This window comes from Mesorhizobium shonense (genome assembly GCF_040545255.1).
GTDB classification, from domain to species: domain Bacteria; phylum Pseudomonadota; class Alphaproteobacteria; order Rhizobiales; family Rhizobiaceae; genus Mesorhizobium; species Mesorhizobium shonense.
Genome location: NZ_JBEPLM010000010.1, coordinates 125932 through 140860 on the forward strand (window position 1 = coordinate 125932; position 14929 = coordinate 140860).

General features: G+C 62.6%; 15 protein-coding genes. 5 read left to right on the forward strand and 10 right to left on the reverse strand.

The window, feature by feature from the left end:
• The first annotated feature begins 104 nt into the window (after positions 1-104).
• A complete protein-coding gene (locus ABID26_RS24095; protein WP_292302568.1) occupies positions 105-551 on the forward strand; it encodes a host attachment family protein in 447 nt (148 codons plus the stop codon).
• Between the two features lie 218 nt (positions 552-769).
• Positions 770-2551, forward strand: coding sequence for a cation:proton antiporter domain-containing protein (locus tag ABID26_RS24100; RefSeq protein ID WP_292302567.1), 1782 nt, complete (start codon positions 770-772; stop codon positions 2549-2551).
• A 43-nt stretch (positions 2552-2594) separates the two neighbouring features.
• Here ABID26_RS24100 and ABID26_RS24105 read toward each other — a convergent pair whose 3' ends face one another.
• The gene (locus ABID26_RS24105) at positions 2595-3404 is read right to left on the reverse strand and encodes an AraC family transcriptional regulator (protein ID WP_292302566.1); all 810 of its coding nucleotides are present in this window, start codon (positions 3402-3404) and stop codon (positions 2595-2597) included.
• Positions 3405-3529: 125 nt separating this feature from the next.
• Here ABID26_RS24105 and ABID26_RS24110 point away from each other — a divergent pair, with 125 nt between their 5' ends.
• Positions 3530-4450: a zinc-binding dehydrogenase gene (locus ABID26_RS24110; RefSeq protein ID WP_126097859.1), complete on the forward strand. Its 921-nt coding sequence runs from the start codon at positions 3530-3532 to the stop codon at positions 4448-4450.
• A 27-nt stretch (positions 4451-4477) separates the two neighbouring features.
• Here the strand turns inward: ABID26_RS24110 and ABID26_RS24115 are convergent, their stop codons facing one another.
• The 3 genes from ABID26_RS24115 to ABID26_RS24125 form a co-directional block, all read right to left on the reverse strand.
• Positions 4478-5227 carry an SDR family NAD(P)-dependent oxidoreductase gene (locus ABID26_RS24115; protein WP_292302565.1) on the reverse strand — a complete coding sequence of 250 codons (750 nt, stop codon included), beginning with the start codon at positions 5225-5227 and terminating at the stop codon, positions 4478-4480.
• Between the two features lie 95 nt (positions 5228-5322).
• Positions 5323-7575: a transglycosylase domain-containing protein gene (locus ABID26_RS24120; RefSeq protein ID WP_292302564.1), complete on the reverse strand. Its 2253-nt coding sequence runs from the start codon at positions 7573-7575 to the stop codon at positions 5323-5325.
• A gap of 593 nt (positions 7576-8168) precedes the next feature.
• Positions 8169-9170, reverse strand: a complete 1002-nt coding sequence (locus tag ABID26_RS24125; RefSeq protein ID WP_126097856.1) for an MBL fold metallo-hydrolase — start codon at positions 9168-9170, stop codon at positions 8169-8171.
• A 42-nt stretch (positions 9171-9212) separates the two neighbouring features.
• Between ABID26_RS24125 and ABID26_RS24130 the strand changes: the two genes are divergently transcribed.
• A complete protein-coding gene (locus ABID26_RS24130) occupies positions 9213-9518 on the forward strand; it encodes a hypothetical protein (RefSeq protein ID WP_189521440.1) in 306 nt (101 codons plus the stop codon).
• A gap of 16 nt (positions 9519-9534) precedes the next feature.
• Entirely contained in the window at positions 9535-9801 is a 267-nt protein-coding gene (locus tag ABID26_RS24135; protein WP_126097855.1) for a hypothetical protein, read from the forward strand.
• Here ABID26_RS24135 and acs read toward each other — a convergent pair.
• From acs to ABID26_RS24165, 6 genes are all read right to left on the reverse strand, one after another.
• Positions 9798-11828: an acetate--CoA ligase gene (gene acs, locus ABID26_RS24140; RefSeq protein WP_292302563.1), complete on the reverse strand. Its 2031-nt coding sequence runs from the start codon at positions 11826-11828 to the stop codon at positions 9798-9800. The genes ABID26_RS24135 and acs overlap by 4 nt on opposite strands.
• A gap of 393 nt (positions 11829-12221) precedes the next feature.
• Positions 12222-12470 (reverse strand): hypothetical protein, encoded by a 249-nt coding sequence (locus ABID26_RS24145; RefSeq protein ID WP_126097853.1) that lies wholly within the window; start codon positions 12468-12470, stop codon positions 12222-12224.
• A 736-nt stretch (positions 12471-13206) separates the two neighbouring features.
• Positions 13207-13590 (reverse strand): hypothetical protein, encoded by a 384-nt coding sequence (locus ABID26_RS24150; protein WP_292302253.1) that lies wholly within the window; start codon positions 13588-13590, stop codon positions 13207-13209.
• A gap of 166 nt (positions 13591-13756) precedes the next feature.
• Positions 13757-13903: a hypothetical protein gene (locus ABID26_RS24155; RefSeq protein ID WP_126097851.1), complete on the reverse strand. Its 147-nt coding sequence runs from the start codon at positions 13901-13903 to the stop codon at positions 13757-13759.
• A gap of 57 nt (positions 13904-13960) precedes the next feature.
• Complete coding sequence (locus ABID26_RS24160) at positions 13961-14164, reverse strand: hypothetical protein (RefSeq protein ID WP_126097850.1); 204 nt, start codon at positions 14162-14164, stop codon at positions 13961-13963.
• Positions 14165-14225: 61 nt separating this feature from the next.
• Positions 14226-14846, reverse strand: coding sequence for a ribonuclease D (locus ABID26_RS24165; protein WP_126097849.1), 621 nt, complete (start codon positions 14844-14846; stop codon positions 14226-14228).
• Between the last annotated feature and the right edge of the window lie 83 nt (positions 14847-14929).

Sequence of the window (14929 nt, forward strand, 5' to 3'; positions counted from 1 at the left end):
ACAATCGCGCTTGGCGGCACGTTTGGCTAACGATCCCATCGCTGCCGGCAGACCGCATTTTGAAGCTTGGTCGGCAGGCCTAGAAGCTGAAAAGGAGGAGCGCTATGAGCATCAGGCTGAAACATGATCTTTGGGTCATCGTGGCTGACGGCGAAAAGGCGCTTTTCCTTCGCAACCAGGGCGATACCAAATGTCCGGACCTGCAGGTCGTGCAGGAGCTGGAGCAGGAGAATCCGGCCACCCGCGAGCAGGGCAGCGACAGGCCGGGCCGCTACAGTGACGGGCCGACAGTTCACCGCAGCGCGGTTGAAGACACCGATTGGCACCGTCTCGGCAAGGAACGCTTTGCCGATACCATCGCGGAGCGGCTCTACAAACTCGCGCATCGGGGTGACTTCCACGAGGTCGTGCTGATCGCTCCACCGCAGGTGCTCGGCGAGATGCGCCAGAAGCTGCACAAGGAGGTCTGCGACAAGGTGAAGGCGGAGATACCGAAGACGCTGACCAACCACACCATTCCCGAGATCGAGAAGCTGCTCCAAGCGGCCTGAGCCAGGCAGCGAGAGGCTATCGAACGCCATTGAGGTTGATGCTGCACGACCGCGCGCGACGGCCGGCTGCGGTTTTCGTCCTCCGGTGGCCTCCGGGGCGCCGATTTCAGCGCACCAGCGGTTGCGTCACCACCGCTCTCCCCATCATATTGCGAAAGGCGACGGCCTCGGGCGGCGCTTATCCGACATCGCAGTTTCTGAAAGGCGCTCCATAGACCATGCCGCATGACACGCCCCTTATCGCCACCATCGTCGCCGGTTTGGGGCTTGCTTTCGTCTTCGGAGCATTGGCCAACCGTTTCCGCATCCCGCCGCTGGTCGGCTATCTCGTCGCCGGCGTGCTGGTCGGGCCGAACACGCCGGGCTTCGTCGCCGACGCCAGCCTCGCCAACGAACTGGCCGAGATCGGCGTCATCCTCTTGATGTTCGGCGTCGGCCTGCATTTCTCGCTGAAGGACCTTCTGTCGGTTCGCGCGATTGCCGTGCCCGGCGCCGTCGTGCAGATCGGCTTTGCCACGCTGCTCGGCGTTGGCCTCGCTTGGCTGCTCGGCTGGTCCTTGGGCGCCGGCCTGGTCTTCGGCCTGGCGCTTTCCGTCGCCTCGACCGTCGTGCTGCTGCGCGCCATGCAGGAGCGACGGCTGATCGAGACCGAGCGCGGCCGCATCGCCGTCGGCTGGCTGATCGTCGAGGATCTGGCCATGGTGCTGGCGCTGGTGCTTTTGCCGGCGCTCGCCGGCGTGCTCGGCGGCCAGCCGCAGGCCGACGACCATGCGAGCCTGCTTTCGCTGCCTGCCAGCTACGGCATCTGGGGCGTCGTCGGCGTGACGCTGGCCAAGGTCGCCGCTTTCGTCATCGTCATGCTGGTCGTCGGCCGCAGGGTCATCCCGTGGGTCCTGCATTATGTCGCCCATACCGGCTCGCGCGAGCTGTTCCGGCTTGCGGTGCTCGCCATTGCGCTCGGCGTCGCCTTCGGCGCGGCGAAACTGTTCGGCGTGTCGCTGGCGCTCGGCGCCTTCTTCGCCGGCATGATCATGAGCGAGTCCGAGCTCAGCCATCGTGCGGCCGAGGAATCGCTGCCGCTGCGCGATGCCTTTTCGGTGCTGTTCTTCGTCTCGGTCGGCATGCTGTTCGACCCGCTCAGCCTGATCAGCAACGGCCTGCCTATACTCGCCACGCTTGCCATCATCGTCGTCGGCAAATCGATTGCCGCCTTCGTCATCGTCATCGCCTTCCGCTATCCGATCGCGACGGCGCTGATGATCTCGGCCAGCCTCGCCCAGATCGGCGAATTCTCCTTCATCCTGGCCGAGCTCGGCGTCGGGCTGAAGCTGTTGCCCGAGCAGGGCCGCGACCTGATCCTGGCCGGCGCCATCCTGTCGATCCTGCTCAATCCGTTGATGTTCCTCGTCGTCGACTGGATGAAGCCGTGGCTGGAAGCGCGTGCCACCAAAGCAGCGCCCCCGGTCGAGGCAAGGCCGATCGGCCCGGCTACCGAGCCAGGCCAGGTGGCTTCGGTGGTGGCAGCTCCGGAAAAGGAAGATGGCCCGCCACCGCGCACCGCGCTCACCTATCATTCCATCCTGGTTGGCTATGGCCGTGTCGGCAGTCTCGTGGGGGCCGCGATGAAGGAAGCCGATCTGCCCTTCCTGGTCATCGAGGATGCCGACAAGACGCTTGCGAAGCTGAAGTCCGACGGCATCGAAACCGTGGCCGGCAATGCCGCCAGCGCGGAGATCTTTTCAGCCGCCAATCCGGAAGGCGCCAAGCGGCTGATCCTCGCCATTCCCAATGCCTTCGAGGCCGGGCAGATCGTGCTTCGGGCCCGCGCCGCCAATCCTGCGATAAACGTCATTGCCCGTGCCCATTCCGATGCCGAGGTCGAGCATCTGAGAGGCCTCGGCGCCGACACGGTGATCATGGGTGAGCGCGAGATCGCGCGCGGCATCGTCGAGGTGGTGACGGGCGCGGCCGTTGTGGCGCCGGTCAAGGCGGAAACCTGAAACCAGCTCTTCGCATTGCCGATTTGCGCGGAGTGAGCGGGGTTCAAGCAACGAACGCCGAACCGCCGTTTTGCGCGATGTCGCTGAGATATTTGGCCGGCGGCTTGCCGAGCGCCTTCTTGAACATGGTGATGAAGGCGGTGACCGATTCATAGCCGAGATCGGCCGAAACCTGCTGCACGCTGGCGCCGGCGGCCAGCTCTCGTATTGCGACGATCAAGTGCAATTGCTGGCGCCAGCGCCCGAAGCTCAGCCCTGTCTCCTTGACCACGAGACGGGCGAGGCTGCTCTCGCTCAGCGCAACGCGGCTGGCCCACTCCGCCAGGGTGCTGCGGTCGGCGGGATTTTCTGCCAGCGCTTCGGCGATCCGCCTCATGCGCGGTTCGGATGAGATCGGCAGATGCAGTTGCTGGACAGGCATGCGCGGCAATTCGGTAAGCAGGATCCTGGTCAGGAGCTCGCCCCTCGCATCGTCGTCGTTCGCACGATCCGACAGCTCGATGATCAGTTCGCGCAGCAGCGGCGAGATCGAAAGCGTGCAGCATCGGTCCGGCAGATCGGCGGCCCCGGGCTCGATGTAGACAAAGAAAATCCGGGCATTGGCGGTTGCGATATTGCTGTGTTCCATGCGGCTCGGAATCCACACGCCGCAATGCGGCGGCACCATCCAAAAGCCGCTCGGAACGCGGCATGTGACGCCGCCTCCCACCGCAAAGACGAGTTGCCCTTTGCGGTGCCAGTGCTCAGGCACTTCAGTCTTGTTCCCGGTAACGTCGACGCGCACCGCGATTGCTGGCGCCAGCACATTGTCGACGTCGAAATCGGGCCAGGGCCAGCGAAGAGGCTGTCTCATGATTGACGACTTTTAGCGATCGTTTGACTTTATGTCTAAATTTTTCGGCGCAAAAGTCGATAGATTGAGCGGTGACCGTCGCAGTCGATCGCGGCTCCCTAATCGCCAATTTCAAAGGTGGGCCTATGCTCGCTCTCGCCATTTCTTCCGACGGCCCCGACCGGCTGAAGCTCACCCAGGTCGACGAGCCAAACTGCAATGGAAATGAAGCATTGGTGGCAGTTCATGCAACATCGTTGAATCGTGGCGAGCTGCGCTTGCTCAGCATACGACCTGACGGGTGGATACCTGGCCAGGACATCGTCGGCATTGTCGAGCGCGCGGCGGCCGACGGCTCAGGCCCGACTGCGGGCACGCGCGTTGCGGCCTTGGTCGACCAGGCCGGCTGGGCCGAACATGTCGCCGTTCCGACCGACCGTCTCGCCGCCCTGCCGGACAACGTCGGCTTCGCCTCTGCCGCCACGCTTCCGGTCGCTGGCACAACGGCGCTAAGAACTTTGCGCCATGGCGGTGACCTGACCGGCCAGCGGGTCCTGATCACCGGCGCAAGCGGCGCGGTCGGCCGATTCCAGATCCAGATCGCTCGTCAACAGGGCGGGCGCGTGACCGCAGTCGCCGCCTCCCGGCACGGCGAGGATCTCCGTCGCCTGGGCGCCGAGCAGGTGGTCGAGGCGATCGAACTGGCCGAGGGACCGTTTTCGCTGATCACCGAGTCGGTCGGTGGTGAAAGCCTCGCACACGCGATCGAACGCGTCGCACCCGGCGGGACCATCGTCATGTTCGGTTCGAGCAGTGGCGAACTCACTCCGATTGGCTTCCGCCAGTTCGTTCCGGGTCACGAGGGGGCGAGGCTTCAGACTTTCGCCTATTACACATCCGGTTCAGCCATCGGCGCCGACATCGCCTGGCTGCTTGGCTTAGTCGCGGTCGGCCGGCTGGAAACCCGCGTGGCCATGACCGTGCCGTGGACGGACATCGCCCAGGCCCTGGACGCGCTGCGACAGCGCGGCATCAGCGGCAAGGCCGTTCTCACCATAACCGGATGAGCGGTCCTTGGCTTGAAGTCAGCCGTCTCACACGTGCTGGCCGCCATTGATGTGGATTTCCGAGCCGGTCACGTAGGAGGCTTGGCCCGAACACAGGAAGAAGATGATGTCGGCGACTTCCGCCGTAGCGCCGAGGCGTCGCAGCGGAATCGTCTCGACTATTCTGTCGGTGCCTGGCGAAAGGATGGCGGTGTCGATCTCGCCTGGCGCGATCGCGTTGACGCGGATGCCGTGCGGGCCGAAGTCATGCGCCATCTCGCGCGTCAGCGAGCCGAGCGCTGCCTTCGACGTCGCATAGGCCGTGCCGGCGAACGGATGCACCCTGGTGCCGGCGATCGAGGTGACGTTGACGATCGAGCCCTTGGCCGCGGCGAGTTCCTTGAACAGGCCGCGTGCCAGCATGATCGGCGCGAAGAAATTGACCTGGAACACGTCACGCCAGACATGCATCGGCGTCTCGATCGAGTTCATCCGGCCGCCGTCCTTCAGCTTCGGCGAGATGCCGGCATTGTTCACCAGCGCATGGAGCTGCCCGCCATGCGCTTCCAGCCGATGCCGGATTTCCGAGACGGCGATGCCGACATCCTCCTGGTCTGCGAGGTCGACCTTGATGTGGTCCTCCGGCCCGGCGGGCCACGGACAATCCTCGGCAAAGGCCTGTCGCGAGCAGGTGATGACGCGCCAGCCCTCACGCGAAAAGCGCTTCACCGTCGCATGGCCGATGCCGCGGCTGGCCCCGGTGAGCACGATGGTTTTTCTGCTGTCGATTTCGGCCATGGCTTGATCTCCGGCCGGACATGTAGCCGAAGGCGCTTGCCATTGCGAGAGGCGAGTTGCCGGCTGGACCACGATCCCGAAAGCGGGATCAGGCTTTAGCCGCCACTCAGAATATCGAGAATGGACGTCTGCCGCCGTTTCTTCGGGCCGCCGACGTCGCCGGGCGGCACCGGATGCCCGACCGACGCGGTGGTGCCGCCGTCGCTGGGCATGTCGAAACCGTCGGCATCGACCGTCTGGGCCGGACGCGCCTGGCGCGCAGGCGCCTGGGCAACCGGCGCCGACTGGCCGACCGGCGCGGGCGGCGCCGGCGGCGGCTGTGAGCCATCCGCCGACGGGATCTCGTCCGGGACGACCGTATCGGAGGGCGTCGACTTCCACGTGCCGGGCAGCGGCCTGACCGGCACGCCTTCATGCGCCGCCACCATGAACTCGTGCCAGGCCTGCGCCGGCAATGCGCCGCCGGTCACTTTCTTCATCGGGCTGCCGTCGTCATTGCCGAACCAGACGCCGGTGGTGAGGTTGGCGGTGTAGCCGACGAACCAGGCGTCGCGCGAATTCTGGCTGGTGCCGGTCTTGCCGGCCGAAGGCCAGTTGAAGGCCGCCTTCTTGGCGGTGCCGACCTCGACCGTGCCCGTCATCATCGAGTTCATCATGCCGACGATGTCGGCCTTGATGACGCGCGGCGCGCTCCCGCCATTGTTCTCGTAGAGCACCTTGCCGCCGGCCGTGGTGACGCGGCTGATAAAATGGATGTCCGGCTTGTAGCCCCCGTTGGCGAAAGGCACATAGGCGGAGGTCAGTTCCAGCGGCGTCACTTCCGACGTGCCGAGCGCGATAGAGGTGTTCGACTGCAGGTCGGACTGGATGCCCATGCGGTGCGCCGCCTCGACCACCGCGTCGGGCCCGACTTCCATGGTGAGTTGCGCCGCGACCGAGTTCAGCGACTTGGCCAGCGCGGTGGCTAAAGTCACCTTGCCATAATATTTGCCGCCGTAATTGTCGGGCGTCCACTTGCCTATTCTGATGGGGGCGTCGTTGCGCACGCTGTCCGGCGTGCGGCCGGCCTCGAGCGCCGCCATGTAGACGAACGGCTTGAAGGCGGAGCCTGGCTGGCGCCGCGCTTCCGAGGCGCGGTCGAACTGGCTGGTCGAATAATCGTAGCCGCCAACCATTGCGCGCACGGCGCCGGAATCGTCGATCGACACCAACGCGCCTTGCGTGACGTTGAGCTTCTTGCCGCTCTCGTCGATCAGCCGGCGGATCGACTGCTCGGCGAGTTTCTGCAGCGTCAGGTCGACCGTGGTGTCGATGACGATGTCGCCGCGCACGTCGCCGATAAGGTCGGGCAGTTCCTCCATGACCGTGTCGGCGACATAGTTTTCCGAGCCGGTCCAGTAGGAGGGCGAGCGCGTCGCCGGCGCGCTCAGCGCCACCTTGTATTCCTTGTCGCTGATCTTGCCTTCCTCGCGCATGGCGGCGAGCACGAGCTGCGCGCGCTCTTCCGCCGCCTTCGGGTCGCGCGCCGGTGAAAGCCGCGACGGCGCCTTCAACAGACCGGCGAGAAGCGCTGCCTCCGACAGCGAGACGTCGCGCGCGCTCTTGCCGAAATAACGCCGCGAGGCCGCTTCCACGCCATAGGCGCCGGAGCCGAAATAGACCCGGTTGAGGTACATTTCGAGAATCTGGTCCTTGCTGTGCTTGTGTTCCAGCCACAGCGCCAGGAGCACTTCCTGCACCTTGCGCTCCAGCGTCCGGTCCGGCGTCAGGAACAGGTTCTTCGCCAGCTGCTGCGTCAGCGTCGAGCCACCCTGCGAGAAATGACCGCCGAGCACGTTGGTGACCATGGCGCGCGTCAGCCCGATCGGGTCGATGCCGAAATGCGAATAGAAGCGGCGGTCCTCGATGGCGACGACGGCCTCGGGTATATAGGGCGACATCTCATTGAGGCCGACGGCCTCGCCGCCGCTCATGCCTCTGTTGGCGATGAGCTGCCCGTCGACCGAGACGATCTTGATGTTGGGCGCGCGGTCGGGGATCGACCAGGTGGTCGCCGCCGGCATCTTGGCGCCGTAATAGACGACGATGCCGGCCACCGCGATGCCGCCCCAGATGCAGAGCACGAAACACCAGTAGAGCAGGCGGCCGAAGATGGAAAACAGACCGCGCCGGTTGCGGTCTCGGCCGCGACGCGACGATTTCGCCTTGCCGGATTTGCGTTTTGCTCCGGATTTGCGACTTGCCGGCACGACGCGATCCTCCTCGCTGACCGAAAAGCCGTCGGAGGGTTTCGCCCGCGGCGAGCCTTCGAAGCTCGGTTCGATGCGACTGTCTCTGCGGTTCGCCATGCGCTGTGCTTGCTTGTCCCCGGTGCCGATGGCGCTCGAGGTGCAGAGTAGATGCGGCGGTTTAAAGGCGCGTTAAATTGGCACTCGGCCAGCCCTTTGAGATTCCTTACGAAATTCTTAATCCGTTACCGTGTGTTACCGCTCTGTTCACGATACTTAAGCCGAGCCTCGGCGAAGCGATCGGCGGCCGTGGTCGGAGGCGAAGAAGCTATAGCGGCCCGCGCCGGACGATGCGTTGGTGATCATCGATAAGCCGTCGAGGCAGATCAAGTTTCCCCACCGAGCCGCCGGCGCAAAGGAGAACTGCCGTGAATCACATGATCATCGCTCGGGCCCCTGCCCCAACGGAATAAGGGGCTATGTCTTTTCGTCATTCAGACGAATGCCGCGGGCAGGGTGGACCTCCGTCGATTGCGGACTTGCTAGCAAATCGGACAGTCTGCGCTCGCGCCGGCTGATAAGCCCTAAGCCCCCCGCCCGTCAGTCGGTGCATAGCCCGGCTTGCAAGCCTCAATCACCACCCAAAAAGCAAGCCGGGCTTACCTGCTCCGGCCGTGCGCGCAATAGTAGGGGCCTTACAAGGGGAACGAGCCTTATCTCGCTGTAACGGAACTTCCGAGAAATCCGGCTTCGAATTCGGTCCGCAGCTCGTCCTCACGTCCGAGATACCGAGGCGAAAGGTGTATCTGGTGGGCGGAGATAGCGCCGGCTTGCCTGGCGATCGCGCCTGCCTGCGCGGCAGTCAGATGCTTCTTCGACGCCGCGAGGTCTCGGTCTTCCTCCAAGAATCCGGCTTCGATGAAAAGATGATCGGCGCGGCGCACCAAGTTAGAGAGACGTGTGACGTTCTCCGGACCGAAGGCTAAATCGGTTGCATACGCGATGCGTTGACCCGGCCCACAGACCAGCGCCCGATCCCGCAGCAGTTCCCCAAGCGTTACCTTCCTGCCTGCAATCGGCGTGAACTCGGTGGCCGCATCAGCGCCGCATCGCGCCGCCCGCTTGGCGTTTGTGAGCCAAGGTCCGACAGGAAGATCAAGCTCGTCTAGACGCGACCGGTGCACGTTCACCCGCAGTTTTTCCTGGAAGGCGAAGGCTAAGCAAGGAATCCCGTGATCGAGCGTGACGGCTTCGATCGTGAACTCCGGATCGTCCAGGGGGAACAGGGTGTCCGGGTTCTGCCAATTCTCCCGCGCGAAAGCCCTGCGCGCCCGGAAGGCGGCTGCAGTGGAAAAGCCTTCTTCCGTCCAATCAGAGGCGGAGATCGTAAAGTCCTGCGACTGCTCGTTGAGGAGATTCCACGTGTAGGCCCGCAGCTTGGCCTCTACGGCATCGGCCAGTCCGGGCGGGCCGATGATATGGACCTGCTTGTCACGATAGAGCGACACCCCCAACAGGCGATCGAACCCGCTAAAGTGATCCATGTGCATGTGCGACACGAATACGTGCGAAACGTGCAGGATCTCACGTGGCGAAAGCGCCGACAGATCGCCGAGGTCAAAGAGGACTGCCCTACTGCCGAAGCGGAAATCGAGAAGCAGTCCCGGGCGGGAAAACGGCTCATTCACTAAGCGCGGCTGGACGAGAAGAGTCATGATAGGGAAGGCAAGAGTTGCATCCTCCACAATTCAGGACGCGTGCCGTTCGTTCCGCCGCCGGTCCGAATAGGCTATGGGGACGCCCATCACGTCTACACGGTCGAACGTGTCGTCGGGGATCTCGGCGTCTGCGAAGGGCTCATCCAGGAACTGCCCCACGATCTCGAGCCCGAGCACGGCGTCATCAGGGTCTACGGGGTCAATGATGACGACGGGATCTTGGCCTTCGCCGATAATGGCATCAAGGAGATCGAACTGCCGCGGCGCGACGGCCGGAGATCAAAGTCGGCGTTCCTCGCAAACGCAAAGAACCGCCCCGAGCGTTCAGATCGAGACGGCGAGTGAGTTATGATGAAAGTGGTTGCGGGGACCCGCAACCATCACCATCGGACCCGACAACAACGGCGAGATCGCTTTTGGCGCCCTGCAAGCCGGCCTCGATCCGAGCTACGCTCCCCATAGTCTAGCTCACGTCACATGGGGCGGATGTGACGAGATCGACGAAGTCACAGGCGATGGCCATTCCGAATTGCTCGGCGACGACCCGATCGAAATCACGTTCGCCTGCCACGATGGCGACGAGGCCATCCTCAAGGCAATACGGCAGACTTCTTCAACAGCCTGCTAGACCTTCATCCTTCGAATCTCATCGACGACTTCGGGATTAGCCAGGGTTGAGACGTCACCGGCATCCTCATCATTCGAGATCGCCCTTAGGACACGGCGCATGATCTTGCCGGAACGGGTCTTCGGCATGTCGGGGACCATCACGACACGGCGCGGTCGGGCAATGGGCCCGATCTCACGGATCACGGCGTCTTCCACTCGCTTGCGGATGTCCTCGCTTGGGGCCAGCCCGGGCTTCAGCGATACGTAGAGGTCGGGTACCCTGCCTTTGATTTCGTCCCTGGCGGGGACCACCGCAGCCTCGGCGACCTCCTCAACAAGGAGACTGGCGGACTCGATCTCCTTGGTTCCGAGCCGATGCCCAGCCACATTGATGACGTCATCGATCCGACCCAAGATGCGATAATAGCCGTCGGCCGCCTGCAAGGCACCGTCGTTGGCGAAGTACGGCCAGTCGCGCCAGTCGCGACTCTTTCGGTTCTTGCAATATTTTGCGTAGTATTGTTCGACGTAGCGATCGGGATTCTTCCAGATCGTCTGAAATGTGCCCGGCCACGGATTTTGGATGCAGATGTTTCCAGCGCGGCCGGAGCGCGGCGGTATCTCGTTGCCGTCCTCGTCATAGATGATCGGATGGATGCCAGGCACGCCTGGCCCCGCGCTCCCAGGCTTCATCGGGTGGATGGCCGGCACTGTGCTGCACAAGAAACCGCCGTTCTCAGTTTGCCACCATGTGTCGACGATGACCGCTTCGCCCTTGCCTACAACGTCGTGGTACCACCGCCACACCGCCGGCTCTATGGGCTCGCCCACTGTCGTCATATGCTTGAAGTGGTAGTGGTATTTTGCCGGCTCATCGGGTCCGGCGCGCCGAAGCGCTCGGATTGCTGTCGGCGAGGTGTGAAAGATGTTGACGTCGAGCTCTTGGGCGATGCGCCACGGACGCCCCGCGTCAGGATGGGTCGGGAGCCCCTCATATACGACCGAAGATGCGGCGAGCGCCAATGGTCCGTAGACGATATAGGAATGACCGGTGATCCAACCGATATCGGCCATGCACCAATAGACGTCCTCCGGATGGATGTCCTGAATGTACTTTGAGGTCCCCGCGACGTAGGCGAGATATCCACCGGTGCTGTGCTGGCAGCCCTTGGGTTTGCCGGTGGTGCCGCTTGTGTACATGAGGAACAACGGGTCTTCGGCGGGCATTTCCACAGGGTCGATCCTGCGGTGCCGGTAACCCGACAAAACTTCGTTCATGATGAAGTCGCGGCCCTCGACCAGCGGCGTCTTGCTCGAGTAGCGCCCCGGGTACCTCTGCCACACGAGCACTTTCTCGAGCGTTACGCCATCCTTCTTTGCTTCGGTGAAAGCGATGTCTGCTTTCTCCTTGTGATCGAGGAGCTGGCCGCCTCGGTAATAGGCGTCCATTGTGATCAGCGCACGGCTTTCGGAATCAACGACCCGGTCCGCCGTGGCTTTGCCGCTGAAGCCGCTGAAGACCTGCGAGTGAATGATGCCGAGCCGCGCGCAGGCTAGCATCGTGATGGGAAGCTCCGGGACCATCGGCATGTGCAGCGTCACTCGGTCACCTTTCTTGAGACCGCAGAAGTCCCGCAACAGCGCGGAGACTTCGTTTACGCGCACGTAGAGTTCCTGGTAGGTGACATGCTGGATGGCTTCGTGCTCGGGCTCGGGGACAAAGTGGATCGCGGTCTTGTTTTTGTGCTTGGCGAGATGGCGGTCGACGCAGTTGTAGCTGGCGTTGAGCCGGCCCCCAATGAACCACTTCCAGAACGGCGGATTACTCGTGTCGAGTGTGACGTCCCAAGGCTTATACCAGTCGAGAAGATCGGCGTACTCTTTGAAGCAATTCGGGAATTTCTTGAGGCTGAATCGCTCAAAGACCGTCTGGTCAGTCAGATTGGCTTGAGCAATGAATTTCTCCGGTGGTTTGACATAGTCCTCTTCCTGCCAGTGCACTGCGATCTCGGCCTCGGACACCTCTGTGGCTCGATCCTGTGACATATGCTGCCTCCCAGGTTTTGTGGCTTGAGGAAGCCGTTGCTCTCAAGCGAAGCAAAAAGGATAACACCCGCAGGCCTGTGGCCGAAAGCCTGGCGCTGGCCGCCAGCGCAACAGGCGCTGCTCGAACGGAAAGTGAACACCGCACCCGATCTGGATGAGTTGACTGACCTTTGATCGCAAAACCCGAAGGCCAGCGTGCTCCCGGAGGGGAGCAAATAGAGTCCTCTATACCCAGGGCGAGGTCCACACCCACAGGAACAGGCTGCGCACCTAAGCGGGGTGATTGGGCGAAGCTGGCCAATGGCAATGTTATCGGACTTGCGTCGCCCAACCCGTCAGCCAAGGCGCCGCCTACAGCGACGATCTCTGCAGTTGAGCCCCGCAGCATAGCGTTCAGACTGGAGTGTACCCTTCGATCATCGTCAGAATCTCTTCCTCGATCGCTCTGCGCCGATCATGCAGAATGCGCGCTTCCGGGCTTGTCTCTCCGTTCTCGGTCCGCACGATCTTTGTAACTTCACGATCGGTATCAGCATACTGCTGACAAAGAGCATCGAAAACCTGGCTGTCCTGGATCAGTTGTCGAACCGCGGCCTCATTCTCCGGGAACCGTGCCAGTATATCGCGTATACGGTCGACCATAGCAGCCTCCTAGTTCCTCCTCCTGAACTGCTTGATAATGTAGCTGTCGGCCGACGCCGGAAAAGATGCGAGTGCCGGCATTTTCAAATTCCGGCGCCTCGGGCCGCTCGAGAGGATGGTGGGGCCGTGCTCACCACGGGGCGGAGCTCGTATGGCGGCAGAAACAGCAGCAACGCTCCCCTTTTGCGAACCGCGTCTTGTTCAAAGATGCGAAATCATGGCACCTCCCGATCTGTGGCGCGATAGATTCCATAGCCAACCTTGATAAGCAGGCCCTTTTTACACATTCAAGCTAAATAGCAGCGGGGAATGCCGACGTCCGTGAGATCGCGCGTTCGCACGACCCCCTCGTTCTCGGGCGAGAGCGACTGCCCGCTCCCTGAGGGATGGCTTCGGCCCACCAGCCAACGAACGCCGTGCATGCTCGCCCTGCCACTGAGTGCGAGCGACCGGTAACGGTCAACAACAAAAACAATCGCTTACCTTTAAAGGCGCGTTAAGTGCGGAAAAATCGAAGCGATTGAAAATCAAATGCCCGGCAATCGCGATCTGACCCGATTTCGCGGACGCAGGAGCGCAAGCGGCGGCAAGACCCGATCGCGCTCCTACTTTGTGGTTCGTCGCGACGCGCTTTAATGCATGTCGCGCAAAAGTGCGTAACGGTTTTGCGAAAACGACATGCATAAAAACAAAGACTTAAAGCGCGTCGCCTGAATCCGTTTCAGCGCGACGCGCTTTAGTCGAGCACGGCACGAACCGACAGCGCCGCTCTCGATGCCTGCATGACGTCGCCGACATGGCAGTAGCAGACGATCTCGTGCAGCTGATAGTCGCTGAGCTTGAAGAAGCGCTTTGCTTCCCCGTAACTGTCGTCCTTCAAACCCTCGCCGTGCAAAATCGGGTCTTCGAGAGCGACCGATATCGGCGAGCCGTCGCCGCGCATGATGTCGCGCTCGGGCCGGGCACGGTATTCGGTGCCGGTAAGCGCGGTTAGCAGCCGGGTTGGCTCACGTTCGAGAAGCTCCGCCCAACGTGCGAGGCGCTGGGTTCGGCTCATGATGGGTCTGGCAGTTTTGACCTCGGCAACGGCGTGCAGCTGGTCCAGTGTTTGGTGCCTCATGGCAACCTCCTAGTGGCTAGGTTGGTTGGCCCCAAACTCCCTATGCCGTGATGATACCGCCGAACCGCCCGGACGTCACTCTCGTTGCCGTCCCGTTCCCGCAAGATTGATGGGAGCTGTTATCCGGAGCAAGCCGGTCAAGCCGCAAGATGCGCACGCGACCGGATCAATTCTGTTGGATCGAAATGCCCTTGTCGTCGATCTTGAGCTCCACGCCTTTCGGCCTGGTCTGCTCGCGATAGATGTAGACGCCAAGTCCAATGATCACGACGACCAATACCCCGATAACGAGGTAGAGCATGTTCTGTCTCATTGCGCCCCCTTGTTGCGGCCGGACCTCATGCTCGCTTCAGAAACTGTCAACGATTGCTCACTGGTCGTCGTCGTCGCCGGATGCCGGCCGCCAGCTCGTCGGATCGACTTTTTTCTGGGTGTCGCTGTCGGTGTAGACCCACCAGCCGCCGTCACGATACTGACCGGCGGATTCGTTGATCACGCCGTCGACGTCCTTCCAGATGATCGTGACCTTCGAGCCGTCTTTCGGCGCGGTCGCTATCGGTTTGCGCTCTGCCATTTCATTCCCTCTCACTCCAACAATGGACCGGCAGGAACGCGGCTCGACGCGCCAGGTTCCGTCAGCTGTGCGCGAAGATATCTTCTTCCCCCCAGCCCATCAGGTCGAGCTTGGCGCGCGTCGGCAGGAAGCGGAAGCAGGCGTCGGCCTCCTTGGTACGGCCCTCGCGCGCCAGCCGTGCCGCAAGCACCTCGCGCAACCGGTGCAGGTAGAGCACGTCCGATGCCGCATATTCGAGCTGCTCGGGCGAGAGCGTTTCCGCCGCCCAGTCCGACGATTGCTGCGCCTTGGAGAGACCGATGCCGAGCAGTTCGTTGCAGATATCCTTCAGCCCGTGCCGGTCGGTATAGGTGCGGGTCAGCCGCGAGGCGATCTTGGTGCAGAACACCGGCTCGGCCATGACGCCGAAGGTGTGGTAGAGCACGGCGATATCGAAACGGCCGTAGTGGAACAGCTTGGTGACAGTGCGGTTCCGGAGCAGGCTGACGAGGTTCGGCGCTTTCCGCTGACCGGGGGCGATCTGGATCACGTCGGCGCTGCCGTCGCCGGGCGAAATCTGCACCACGCAGAGCCGGTCGCGATGCGGATTGAGCCCCAGCGTTTCCGTGTCGATGGCCACCGCCCCGACATTGTAGCGGGACAGGTCCGGCAGATCGTTCTTGTGGAAACGGATGTCGGTCATTCTCTTCTCCGGATCGCGGCCTGCAGCGCCGCGCATCCTTTGGGATGCGCAAAGGACGCTGCAGCACTTTGCGCTAGAAAGCC

Coding starts and splice junctions, on each gene's coding strand:
- ABID26_RS24095 (WP_292302568.1), top strand. CDS start 105: ATGAGCATCAGGCTGAAACATGATCTTTGGGTCATCGTGGCTGACGGC.
- ABID26_RS24100 (WP_292302567.1), top strand. CDS start 770: ATGCCGCATGACACGCCCCTTATCGCCACCATCGTCGCCGGTTTGGGG.
- ABID26_RS24105 (WP_292302566.1), bottom strand. CDS start 3,404: ATGAGACAGCCTCTTCGCTGGCCCTGGCCCGATTTCGACGTCGACAAT.
- ABID26_RS24110 (WP_126097859.1), top strand. CDS start 3,530: ATGCTCGCTCTCGCCATTTCTTCCGACGGCCCCGACCGGCTGAAGCTC.
- ABID26_RS24115 (WP_292302565.1), bottom strand. CDS start 5,227: ATGGCCGAAATCGACAGCAGAAAAACCATCGTGCTCACCGGGGCCAGC.
- ABID26_RS24120 (WP_292302564.1), bottom strand. CDS start 7,575: ATGGCGAACCGCAGAGACAGTCGCATCGAACCGAGCTTCGAAGGCTCG.
- ABID26_RS24125 (WP_126097856.1), bottom strand. CDS start 9,170: ATGACTCTTCTCGTCCAGCCGCGCTTAGTGAATGAGCCGTTTTCCCGC.
- acs (WP_292302563.1), bottom strand. CDS start 11,828: ATGTCACAGGATCGAGCCACAGAGGTGTCCGAGGCCGAGATCGCAGTG.
- ABID26_RS24145 (WP_126097853.1), bottom strand. CDS start 12,470: ATGGTCGACCGTATACGCGATATACTGGCACGGTTCCCGGAGAATGAG.
- ABID26_RS24150 (WP_292302253.1), bottom strand. CDS start 13,590: ATGAGGCACCAAACACTGGACCAGCTGCACGCCGTTGCCGAGGTCAAA.
- ABID26_RS24155 (WP_126097851.1), bottom strand. CDS start 13,903: ATGAGACAGAACATGCTCTACCTCGTTATCGGGGTATTGGTCGTCGTG.
- ABID26_RS24160 (WP_126097850.1), bottom strand. CDS start 14,164: ATGGCAGAGCGCAAACCGATAGCGACCGCGCCGAAAGACGGCTCGAAG.
- ABID26_RS24165 (WP_126097849.1), bottom strand. CDS start 14,846: ATGACCGACATCCGTTTCCACAAGAACGATCTGCCGGACCTGTCCCGC.